Genomic DNA, 11248 nt, shown 5'->3' on the forward strand with positions numbered 1-11248 from the left:
AACGAGCGGTTCGGACTGTCAGCTCAGGCCGACTCAACAGCAGCCTCAACAGGCAGCTCAACTACCTCAAACAACTCAGCTGCGACTTTATGCCGGCGAGCTTGCTCCAGGTGCTTACGCATATGGTCAGCTGCTGCCAGCCGATCACCTTTTTCAAGGCAAGCAAGGATCGCGAGATGCTCAACCGCCTGCTCTCGCCGAGGTGCGCGCTTGCTAGCCTGACGGTACTCTACCAGCCGGCGAAGCTGGTCGAGACGACGAACCGTCTGGACGTGAAATCTATTGCCGGAAAAACTGGCAAGCGTCTCGTGAAACTGAGCATTCGATTCGAATAGCTCCTGAGGCGTCATGGTCAGGTATCCGCCATCTGCAATGAACTGCTGCTGTTTCTTACAGCGAGCCAGGGCTTCTGTGTCGACCATGAACGTTGGGGCGAGGAGTCCTGCCGGCTCAATGATCGCTCGGAAGGAATAGCTTTCTTCATAGGCTTCGACGGAGTCGATCATCGGCAGGAATTGCCAGCCTTGGCCGGCACGCTGCTCAATCCAGCCTTCTTGTTGAATGCGGCTCAACACCCCACGCAGCATATAGCGTGAAATGTTGAATAAACGCATCAGGTCCGTTTCAGCAAACTGCTCAGGAATCTGTCCGTTCAGTCGCATCACCGCGATCTGCTGATAGATCGGGTCGTCGATGGAGACCGACAGATCTTGGGCAATCTCAGCCAGATCATCATAGGGCTTGGCCAGGAAAAAACCGCGATTACGGTCCTGACTCAGCATTCCTCGCTCAGCGAGGTAGTTCAGAGCAATCTTGATAGGAGTCCGAGACGTCTTCAGAGCCTTGGCCAGTCCTAGCTCCGAGACATGATGCCCCGCAGCCAGTTGTTCTTGGCGAACATAGGCAACGATATCGCGAGCTACGCGGGCTTGAAGAGGCGTCAGATTCATATCTTTTCCGAGTTGGGGCATGGGATTGTGGGGCTCTTCCATTGAGACGAGCCCCACAGCACCTACATTATGCCTTTTGCGGGCTCATTTCCAAATGGGGTTCGGACTCAACTGTAGCTGGGACCATTGGCTTACGAGTCATAGTCAGTGCAATAACCGCACCAGCCACCAGTAGGATGCCTGCGATCATGAAGGCCCAGTTATACGAGCCTGTGGCTTGGACAACGTAGCCAGTGACGATAGGAGCCGCCACACCAAAGAGGTTACCGCCAACAACAATGAACGCTACCGCACGACCAACATCCCCGGCACTTGGCAGCAGATCATTGAGCAGGGAGAAATTCAGCGAAGTGGTCGAAGCAATACCTGCCAAGGTCAGCGACGAAATCAAGACCAGCGATGCAGTAGAGTCAGCGAATGGCACCAAAAGGATGCAACTCGCAATCAGCATCGAGATCGCAATTACATTGCGGCGCTTACCCGAGCTCACACCCCCGCCACGAGTCAGGTACCAGTCACTGAGTTTGCCCAGGCCGATGCAGAGCACAACAGCGGCAGCATAAGGGATAGCAGTCACCAGACCGCTTTTTTCCAGCGTCAAATGACGCTCTTGCTGAAGGTAGCTCGGCAACCAGGTCAGGAAGAGGTATTGGGTGTAAACGTTGCAGCCTTGGGTCAGAGCAAGACCCCAGAGGGTCGGAATCTTCAGCAGGCGCTTAAGACCATACGGAGCGACTGCAGCACCACCCGCTTTGCCACCACCGGAGCGCGAGTCCAGGATGGTTTTACGCTCTTGGTTGCTCAGCCACTTCACATCTTCAGGCTTGCCGTAGAAAAGGTACCAAGCCAACAGCCAGACGAAACCGATGCCGCCGGCAATCACGAAGGACCAGCGCCATCCTACACTGGCGACCAGCATCGCAAGAACGATCGAGCAAATCGCTGGCCCAGCGTACGAGCCGCTGTTGAAAACAGCGGTGATGGTGCCGCGTTCCTGGCTCGGGATCCACTCACGAATCACCTTAGCCCCGACCGGGTTGCTGACCGATTCACCGGCGCCCATAACAAGCCGCGCAGCCAGCAGCGAAGCGAAGTTCATCGCTGCCCCGGTCAGCGCCGTAGCTGCCGACCACACGAGAATACCGAAACCACCGATGCGCTTGGCGCCGTAGCGGTCGATCAGCAGACCAACAGGAATCAGGAAGAGCGCATAACTCCAGATAAATGAGGAAAAGAGGTATCCCATGCCGACTGCACTGAGATTGAATTCCTCGGCGATGGGTTTGGCAGCGATGGACAGGGCAATTCGGTCCATGTAATTGATCATCGCCAGAGAGAACAGAAATACAGCAATCCAGGCTCTACGGTACGGCATGGTTACACCTTTATTTTTCTAGGCGCGGTTGCGCCGGCTACAAGCACCGGCAGCCGACCGCCAGCAGAGCCGACGGCCAGCCACCGACTCACGAAGCTGAGTGATAGAGCGGGAATGCTCCGAACATCACGCCACCTACCAACATGGCCATGCTCACCAGGAGCGCCCACTTCAACGCAAAGCGCTGGTGGTCACCCAGATCGACTTTCGCCAACGCCACCAGCAGGTAGAGCGAAGGCACCAGCGGACTGAGCAAGTGGACAGGCTGACCCACCACCGATGCCCGAGCGATCTCCAAGTGCGAGATTCCATAGGTAGCGGCGGTCTGAGCGATCACAGGCAAGATGCCGAAATAGAAGGCGTCGTTGGACATGAAGAAGGTGAATGGAATGCTGACCAAGGCAGTGAACACCGCCATGTATGGTCCAAACGCATCAGGAATGACTGCCAACAGCCCTTTCGCCATCGCATCGACCATCCCGGTACCTGAAAGAATGCCGGTGAAGATGCCTGCGGCGAAAATGACCGAAGTCACCGCGAGAACGTTGCCCGCGTGAGCTGAGATACGTTCTTTCTGCTGCTCCAGGTGCGGGTAGTTGATCATCACCGCGATTGCGAAGCAGACCATGAACAGCACCTGAATCGGCACGATACCCGCCATCAACACGCCAATCATCGTTGCAGTGAGCAGCAGGTTGGGCCAGAACATGTGCGGGCGGCGATTGCGATCGCACTCTTCGTGCGAACCATTACCCAACGCGATAGAGCCGTTGTGGAAATCATCCACGGCAATCACGCCCAGGCGCGCACGCTCACGTCGACCCAGCAGAATTGCGATGAAGAGCAAGCAAGCGCAGCCCAGCAGCATCGACGGCACCATCGGCAGGAAGATGTCCATAGCGTCGACATGCAGCGCAGCCGCAGCGCGGGCAGTAGGGCCGCCCCATGGGGAGATGTTCATGATGCCGTTGGCGATGTTGACCACGCAGGTCAGGCCCAGAACGCTCATTCCCAGGCGCTGATAAAGCGGCAGGAATGCGGCGACCACGATCATGTAGGTAGTGGAACTGTCGCCATCCAGGGACACAAGCATGGTCAGAATCGTGGTTCCGACCAACACCTTCAGCGGGTCACCCTTCACGATCTTCAGGATGCAGCGCACCAATGAATCGAACAGTCCCGCGTCGATCATGATGCCGAAGTAAAGAATCGAGAAGGTCAGCATGACACCAGTCGGCGCCAACGTTTTGATGCCGTCGAGCATCATTCCGCCCAGGCCGGCATAGAAGCCACCAATCAGGGCAAACACGATCGGTACCACGATCAAGGCAACCAGGGCGGTAAGCCGCTTGGTCATGATCAGGTACATGAAACAGGTGACCATCGAAAAACCGAGCACGGTCAGCAGCATGGCTCTCTCCTTATTGTTTTAGTGCCGCGAAGCCAAGCTTTAGCGGAACGAAAGGGACTGAGCGGACTGGTGCCGGGCGGATTTACGGTAGGTCTGATTGCATTTCATCTTGAATTTCCTCGTTTTTGTCTTTGTGCGGGAAAGGCTGGCAGGCAGATAAATGGCCGTTCTTCAGGCTTCAAGGTGACCATTCGGCGCTCGAGCGATGTTTTTCTGCTGGAGATAAATTGACTCAAGTTTAGACAAAGTGCAATATCACCTCACAAAAAACACGCCTGTGAGGTCCCCGGCATGAGCAAGCACATTGGCCAAACCCTGGCCGTAAACGGTCGCGAGTACCGCGTCTGCAACGTATCGGAAGCTGTAAAAGCGATAGGCGGCGACTTCGCCCGCCTGCCAATGAGCCTCCGGATCCTCGCTGAGAACGTCCTGCGTACCGAGGCAGAGCCGAACGAGGCGCTGAAAGTAATTTGCACTCGCTCTAAAAACAGCGACATCCCCTTCCGCCCCGCTCGCGTGGTGCTTCAGGACCTGCTCGGCACCCCTGCCCTGGTCGACCTGGCCGGCCTGCGTGACGCAGTAGCAAAAGCAGGCGGTGATCCACGCCAGGTAAACCCAGTCACCCCTACTCACCTCGTCGTGGACCACTCGCTGAACGTAGAGCGATGGGGTGATGCCAGCGCATTGGCCGATAACGAAGCCATCGAGCGCGAGCGCAATGCCGAACGCTTTGCATTCCTCGACTGGTGCAACAAGGCCTTCAACAATCTGTCGATCGTGCCTTCCGGTAACGGCATCCTTCACCAGATAAACCTGGAGCGCCTGACCACCGTCATCGGTACACGCGAAACCGAAGGTGATCTGTGGGCCTTCCCTGACACGCTAGTCGGCACTGACAGCCACACCACCATGATCAATGGCATCGGTGTACTGGGCTGGGGTGTTGGTGGTATCGAGGCAGAAGCCGCAATGCTGGGCAAAGCCCTGATGATGCGGGTTCCAGAAATCGTCGGCGTCCGGCTGGAAGGCGTTCCGCCATCTGGCTACGTTGCTACCGATATCGCACTTGCCTTGACCGAAAGCCTGCGCAAAGCCGGCGTAATCGGCAGCGTGTTGGAATTCCATGGCCCAGGCGTTGCCGCCCTATCCTTGGCGGACCGTGGCACCCTGTCCAACATGGCTCCTGAGTTCGGCGCTACCGCAGCAATGTTCGCGATCGACGATCGCACCCTGCACTACCTGCGACTCAGCGGTCGCGGCGGTGAGATTGCCGAGCTGACGGAGGCTTATGCCAAGCATCAAGGTCTGTGGCATGACAGCCTGGAGTCGGTCGAGTACGACCGTGTCGTCACCCTCGACCTGAGCACCGTTGGTCGTGCGATTGCCGGCCCGAAACAACCTCACCAGCGCATCCTGCTGGGTAAAGGCGAAGCAGCAAAAGACATCCCTACCGGCCTGGATAACGGCTCGGTCGTAATTGCCGCTATCACCAGCTGCACCAACACCTCCAACCCTCGTGGTGTGATCGCTGCGGCCCTGGTCGCCCGCAATGCACTCAAGCGCGGTCTGCGTCGTGCTCCATGGGTCAAGACTTCCTTCGCACCCGGCTCCAAGGTGGTCGCCGACTACCTGGACCGTGCAGGTCTGAACGTGGACCTCGACAACATGGGCTTCAACGTTGTTGGCTACGGCTGCACCACCTGCAACGGCATGTCCGGCCCTCTGCTGAGCAAAGAGATCGAGGACGAAATCCGCACTCGTAAGCTGGAGACCGTTGCCGCTACCTCCGGTAACCGCAACTTCGAAGGTCGCGTACACCCGCTGGCTCGTGAAGTGTTCATCATGTCCCCTCCCCTGATCGTGGCGTACGCGATCGCTGGCACCTACCGCATCGACCCGCAAGTGGATGCGCTCGGCACCGACGCCGAAGGCAAGCCGGTTTACCTCAGCGAGCTGTGGCCTTCGGATCAAGAGCTGGACGAGATCGAGAAGAAAGCACTGTCGGCCGACCTGTTCGACAAGGCCTACAGCTCGGTACCTCGCGAAGCGGGCGTCATCGCCTCTGACCTGCGCGCCGGCGTTACCGATCAGTACGCTTGGGACCAGAGCAGCACTTACATCCGCAAGCCGCCGTACTGGAGCGATGAGCTGACTGCTACCGACCCTCAACGCGACCTGAAAGACATGCGCGTTCTAGTGATGCTGTCGGACAACATTACTACTGACCACATCTCGCCGTCGGGCGCCATCCTGCCGGACAGCGACGCAGGTTCGTACCTCAAAGGCCATGGCATTGGTGTTGATGACTTCAACTCCTACGGCACTCGTCGCGGCAACCACGAAGCCGCGCAGCGCGCCACCTTCGCAAGCCCCCGCCTGAAGAACGAGCTGATGACTGACGGCCGCGAAGGCCCTTGGACGCTGCTGCTGCCGGAAAACCGCGTGAGCACCGTGTTCGAAGCCGCCCAAGCCTATGCCGATCGCAAGCAGCCTCTGATCGTAGTGGCAGGCAAGGAGTACGGCAGCGGTTCGTCGCGTGACTGGGCAGCCAAAGGCCCTCGCCTGCTGGGCGTACGCGTTGTCGTGGCCGAGAGCTTCGAGCGCATCCACCGCACCAACCTGGCTGGCCTGGGCATCCTCCCGCTGCAGTTCCCAGAAGGTGTAACTCGCAAGACGCTGGGCCTGACCGGTCACGAGAAGTTCTCGGTAGAAGGCATCGACGACACCTTCGCGCCTGGCGACAAGCTGCAACTCGTCATTGAGCGTGCAGATGGCACCACTGAAAACGTAACCGTCACCAGCCGCCTGGATACGCATGAAGACGTGCGCTACTTCCGCCGCGGCGGCCTGCTGCCGCAGCTGCTGGTGGAGAGCATGGACAAGGCTGCACAAGCTAAGCAACTGGAAGGAGCAGTGTAATGACTCAAGTTCGAATCCCTGCCGTATTCATGCGCGGTGGCACCAGTAAGGGCGTCTTTTTCCTGGAGCAAGATGTTCCGGCTGCAGGCCCCGAGCGTGATGCACTGATGCTTCGCGTCATCGGCAGCCCAGATCCTTATGGCAAGCAGATCGACGGCATGGGTGCTGCCACCTCCAGCTCCAGCAAGGTCGTCATCATCGGTAAATCGGGTCGTACCGATTGCGATGTTGATTACTTGTTCGGCGCCCCGGCAATCGAAAACCCGGTGGTCGACTGGTCCGGTAACTGCGGCAACCTGAGCGCAGCCGTTGGCCCATTCGCCATTCGCCAACGGCTCGTCGATGCTCCTCGTGACGGCATCGCCACCATCCGCATCTGGCAGGCCAATATTCAGAAACGCATCATCGCCCATGTCCCGATGAAGGATGGCGAGGTCGTTGAAGAAGGTGATTTCGTGCTGGATGGCGTCGCCTTCCCTGCTGCCGAAATCGTCGTGGAATTCCTTCAGCCTGGCGGTTCGGGCGGCAGCATTCTGCCAACCGGCAATGTTGTGGATGAACTGGATATCCCTGGCTTCCCAGGCTTGCCGGCAACATTGCTCAACGCAGGCAACCCGACGATCTTCGTCGATGCCCAGCGCGTTGGCCTGACCGGGACCGAGACCCAAGATCAGGTCAACGGCAACGCCGAACTGCTGCAGTCGCTGGAAACCATCCGCGCACACTGCACCGTGGCCATGGGTCTGGCGGCTACCGCTGAAGAAGCAACGCGCCTTCGCCCTCACACGCCGAAGCTCTGCCTGGTAGCTCCGCCGCAAACCTACGGCGCTGCCGGTGGCAAGACAGTCGAAGCCGGCGAGATCGATGTGATCGCCCGCATCCTTTCCATGGGCAAATTGCACCACGCAATCACCGGCACTGGCGCTGTAGCCGTTGCCGTGGCGGCCGCTCTGGAAGGCACGCTGGTCAACCGTATCGTCGGCGATATCGGTGAACGCCAAGTCAACATGGGCCACACCGCCGGCACCGTTGCCGTAGGCGCGCAGACCACCCAAGTCGATGGCAACTGGATTGTGGACAAGGCCGTCATGAGCCGAAGCGCCCGTCGTCTGATGGAAGGCTGGGTGCTCGTACCGTCGAAGTACTGATTGCTCAGCTACCGCCGACCTTCGAAGGTCGGCGGTACTCATCACAACAAAAACAACGATGAGATTTTGCTATGTGCCCATCACCGTTCTTACCCGCCATTACTCGACGCACGCTGCTCTCTTCTACTTCCATCGTCGCTGCGGCAACCATTCTGGGCCTCGGCGCGGGAGCGGCAGATGCCAAATCAGGACCTGAGAAGAACTCTATGCAGCCTGCCAACTCGAACAAAACCCAAATTGTCTATGTGGGCTCCAGAACTACTCGCGAGCGTAACGCCCGCGGTGCAGGCATCACGGTTTATCGACATGATCCGCAGACAGGTCGCTCCGAATTGGTTCAAACCGTCGGCGATCTGACCAATCCATCCTTCCTGTGCCTCGACCAAACCCAGAGCCTGCTGTTCTGCGTGCATGGCGACCAGTCCACTGTCAGCTCATTCCAAATTGAGCCAGCCAGCGGAACGCTCACGAAGGTGAGCTCGGTTAGTTGCGAAGGGAACAACCCCGTCCACCTCACCGTGGACAAGAGCAACAAATTCCTCGCTGTGGCCAACTATGCCACCGGCAGCATTGTCATGCTGCCGTTCGATAAGACCGGCCACCTGCAACCCGTCATCAGCAAATACGACCTTCCGGGCAACCCTGGCCCGCACAAGATCGAGCAGGCGAGCTCCCACCCGCACATGATCCCACGCGATCCATCGGGCCGCTTCCTGGTGGTCCCGGACAAAGGACTGGATAAAGTCTTTGTGTTCGATTTGAAGCAGAACGGGACCGCACTGAAGCCTGAACTAGCGCATGAAATCAAGACACGCGAGGGGGCCGGACCTCGACATGTGGTGTTCTCTCCGACCGGGTCATTTGCTTACGTCGTGAACGAACTGGACAGCACGATCACCAGCTACCGCTACAACCAGAATGACGGCTCCCTGGTTCCATTCCAGATGGTTCCAGCCCTCCCTCAGGACTTTGTAGGGGACAGCCGTGCAGCAGCGCTGGTCATGGCACCGGATGGAGTACATTTGTTCTCTTCCAATCGCGGGCATGACAGCGTGACCATTTATTCGGTGGATCAGCCTACCGGGAAGATCAACCCGATCGGCAATGTACCTAGCCAGGGCAAGAAGCCTCGGTTCATGACCGCGTCCCCTAACGGTCGCTTCTTGTTCGTCGCTAACGAAGACAGCGACAACATCAAGACATTCTCCATTAGCCCGAAAGGCGAACTGGGCTTGCTGGAGCATCAGATCGAGACCGGGAGCCCGGTCTGCATGATTTTCCGCACCGCTTGAACCTCAGTTTTTCCTGATCCTGGCGTGCCGGGAGGCACGCCTATACCCCACGTTCCAATTGATGGAGCAACACATGCATAACAAAAATAAGATTGGTTGCAAGCTTCTTGCCGTTACTCCTTGCCTGGCCGCAGCTACGGCCTATGGGGATGGCTTTATCGACGACAGCAAGGTCACCTTGCAAACGACGAACTTCTACATCAACCGCGATTTCCGTGACGGTGCTGGCCAGTCAAAGCGCGAAGAATGGGCCCATGGTTTCATTCTCGATGCGAAGTCCGGATACACACCAGGGCCAGTCGGTTTTGGGGTCGATGCTCTGGGCATGCTCGGCCTGAAGCTGGACTCAAGTCCCGATCGAACCGGTACCGGCCTGCTGCCGACCCATGATGATGGTCGCGCAGCCGACGAGTTCAGCCGCCTGGGCCTGACTGGCAAGATGCGCCTATCCGAGACAGAGCTTAAATACGGCACTCTGATCCCCAAGCTGCCCACTGTTCAGGCCAACACTGGCCGCCTCCTTCCCCAGACCTTTGAGGGCGGCCTGCTCACCAGCAAAGAATTCGATTCGCTGTCCTTCATCGGTGCCCGCTTCGAGCGCCAAACCGATCGCGACTCGACAGACCGCGTACCGATCACACTAAACAACAAAAACCGCCGTTTCACAGGCAATGCCGAAGGTGACGCCTTCTGGCTGGGCGGCTTGGATTACCAGCTCACAAAAGACCTGCTACTGACCTATCAATATGCAGAGCTGGAACAGGTCTACCACCAACACTTCGTGGGGGCGAACTATTCGATTCCAGTGGGCCCCGGGAAGATCAAAGCTGATTTTCGCTACATGGATAGCGACGATGACGGTCGAGCTTTGGGCGGACGTATCGATAGCAGAGCAATTTCCGGCATGTTCACCTACAGCTTGGGCGGACATGCGCTTGGTCTGGGACTTCAAAAGATGAACGGTTCTACCTCCATGCCCTATCTCGATGGAACTGATCCTTACCTGGTCAACTTCGTCCAGCTCAACGACTTCGCCGAGCCCGGTGAACGGTCTTGGCAACTGCGCTACGACTACAACTTCGCGGCTCTCGGCATTCCTGGCTTGACCTTCATGACCCGCTACCTGCGAGGCGACCAGGCCGACGCAGCGACCATCACCGGTGAGGGCCATGAATGGGAGCGCAACACTGAACTGCAGTATGTGGTGCAATCCGGTGCCCTGAAGAACGTATCGGTCCGGTGGCGTAACGCGAGCTATCGATCGAGCTTTGCACGTGGCGCGGATGAAAACCGCCTGATCGTGTCCTACACATTCCCAATTTTCTAACCCAGGAGAAGGTATGAGCCCTATTGCCCAGCAGGTTCTCAAGGACCTGGCGCCCAACGGCATTCTGCGTGCGGCGATCAACTTCGGTAACCCAGTGCTGGCTCAGCCAGGCGCTGACGGAGAACCGCATGGTGTTTCTGTTGCACTTGCTAAATCGCTGGCCGAAGAGCTGGGCGTAGGTCTCGAATTGCGCACATACGACGCGGCCGGGAAGGTATTCGCTGCACTTGAAGACAACGCGTGGACGTTGGCCTTCCTGGCTATCGAGCCTGTCCGCGCCGCCCAGATCAGCTTCAGTGAACCCTACGTACTTATCGAAGGGACCTATCTGGTAAAGGCCGAGTCGCCCTATTCCAAAATCGAGGACCTGGATCAACCTGGTATTCGGCTTGCGGTAGGCAACGGCGCTGCTTACGACCTGTACCTGTCACGTACGTTGCAGCATGCAGAGCTACACCGAGCTGACACGTCTGCAGGCGCAGTAGACCTATTCATTGACCAAGGCCTGGATGCTGCCGCCGGGGTCAGACAACCGCTGGAACAAATCGCAGCCAAGAATCCGAATTATCGGGTGATGCAGGGAGCCTTCACCGCTATCCGCCAAGCAGTCGCAGTGCCACGCGGCCGTGATGCGGGAGCAGCCTATGTCCGGGATTTCGTCGAGCGACGACTTGCCGAGGGTTTCGTCCGAGGCGCGTTACTGGCCAGTGGACAAACAGACGTCAGCGCACCTCGCTGAGGTCGATAGCCTGCAGGTGCGTCTCGCCTGCTTCAAACCGTGATAACTGAGGTAATAAGCAAGATGGCCAAGGCCGCCGATGTCGTA

General features: G+C 58.1%; 8 protein-coding genes. 5 read left to right on the forward strand and 3 right to left on the reverse strand.

The window, feature by feature from the left end; translation table 11 throughout:
• Positions 1-23 precede the first annotated feature (23 nt).
• The 3 genes from ACI2KK_RS24435 to ACI2KK_RS24445 all read right to left on the reverse strand — a co-directional run bounded on the left by ACI2KK_RS24435 (position 24) and on the right by ACI2KK_RS24445 (position 3733).
• Positions 24-971: an FCD domain-containing protein gene (locus ACI2KK_RS24435; protein WP_404670958.1), complete on the reverse strand. Its 948-nt coding sequence runs from the start codon at positions 969-971 to the stop codon at positions 24-26.
• Between the two features lie 46 nt (positions 972-1017).
• Complete coding sequence (locus ACI2KK_RS24440; RefSeq protein WP_404670959.1) at positions 1018-2325, reverse strand: MFS transporter; 1308 nt, start codon at positions 2323-2325, stop codon at positions 1018-1020.
• 88 nt (positions 2326-2413) lie between these two features.
• Positions 2414-3733, reverse strand: coding sequence for a CitMHS family transporter (locus tag ACI2KK_RS24445; RefSeq protein WP_400620828.1), 1320 nt, complete (start codon positions 3731-3733; stop codon positions 2414-2416).
• 294 nt (positions 3734-4027) lie between these two features.
• On the opposite strand from ACI2KK_RS24445, the gene acnA reads away from it, so the two are divergent.
• From acnA to ACI2KK_RS24470, 5 genes are all read left to right on the forward strand, one after another.
• Positions 4028-6655 (forward strand): aconitate hydratase AcnA, encoded by a 2628-nt coding sequence (gene acnA / locus ACI2KK_RS24450; RefSeq protein WP_400620729.1) that lies wholly within the window; start codon positions 4028-4030, stop codon positions 6653-6655.
• Entirely contained in the window at positions 6655-7803 is a 1149-nt protein-coding gene (prpF, locus tag ACI2KK_RS24455) for a 2-methylaconitate cis-trans isomerase PrpF (protein ID WP_400620732.1), read from the forward strand. The genes acnA and prpF overlap by 1 nt, the downstream gene beginning before the upstream one ends.
• 71 nt (positions 7804-7874) lie before the next feature.
• Positions 7875-9095 carry a lactonase family protein gene (locus ACI2KK_RS24460; protein ID WP_404670960.1) on the forward strand — a complete coding sequence of 407 codons (1221 nt, stop codon included), beginning with the start codon at positions 7875-7877 and terminating at the stop codon, positions 9093-9095.
• Between the two features lie 73 nt (positions 9096-9168).
• Positions 9169-10422: an OprD family porin gene (locus ACI2KK_RS24465; RefSeq protein ID WP_404670961.1), complete on the forward strand. Its 1254-nt coding sequence runs from the start codon at positions 9169-9171 to the stop codon at positions 10420-10422.
• 13 nt (positions 10423-10435) lie between these two features.
• Entirely contained in the window at positions 10436-11161 is a 726-nt protein-coding gene (locus ACI2KK_RS24470) for an ABC transporter substrate-binding protein (protein ID WP_404670962.1), read from the forward strand.
• Positions 11162-11248 lie beyond the last annotated feature (87 nt).

This window comes from Pseudomonas sp. NPDC089406, assembly GCF_044900265.1.
In the GTDB taxonomy this organism is placed as follows: Bacteria; Pseudomonadota; Gammaproteobacteria; order Pseudomonadales; family Pseudomonadaceae; genus Aquipseudomonas; species Aquipseudomonas fakonensis.

Excerpts from the sequence above, each read along its gene's own strand:
- ACI2KK_RS24435 (WP_404670958.1), bottom strand. The coding sequence starts at position 971 with ATGCCCCAACTCGGAAAAGATATGAATCTGACGCCTCTTCAAGCCCGC.
- ACI2KK_RS24440 (WP_404670959.1), bottom strand. The coding sequence starts at position 2,325 with ATGCCGTACCGTAGAGCCTGGATTGCTGTATTTCTGTTCTCTCTGGCG.
- acnA (WP_400620729.1), top strand. The coding sequence starts at position 4,028 with ATGAGCAAGCACATTGGCCAAACCCTGGCCGTAAACGGTCGCGAGTAC.
- prpF (WP_400620732.1), top strand. The coding sequence starts at position 6,655 with ATGACTCAAGTTCGAATCCCTGCCGTATTCATGCGCGGTGGCACCAGT.
- ACI2KK_RS24460 (WP_404670960.1), top strand. The coding sequence starts at position 7,875 with ATGTGCCCATCACCGTTCTTACCCGCCATTACTCGACGCACGCTGCTC.
- ACI2KK_RS24465 (WP_404670961.1), top strand. The coding sequence starts at position 9,169 with ATGCATAACAAAAATAAGATTGGTTGCAAGCTTCTTGCCGTTACTCCT.
- ACI2KK_RS24470 (WP_404670962.1), top strand. The coding sequence starts at position 10,436 with ATGAGCCCTATTGCCCAGCAGGTTCTCAAGGACCTGGCGCCCAACGGC.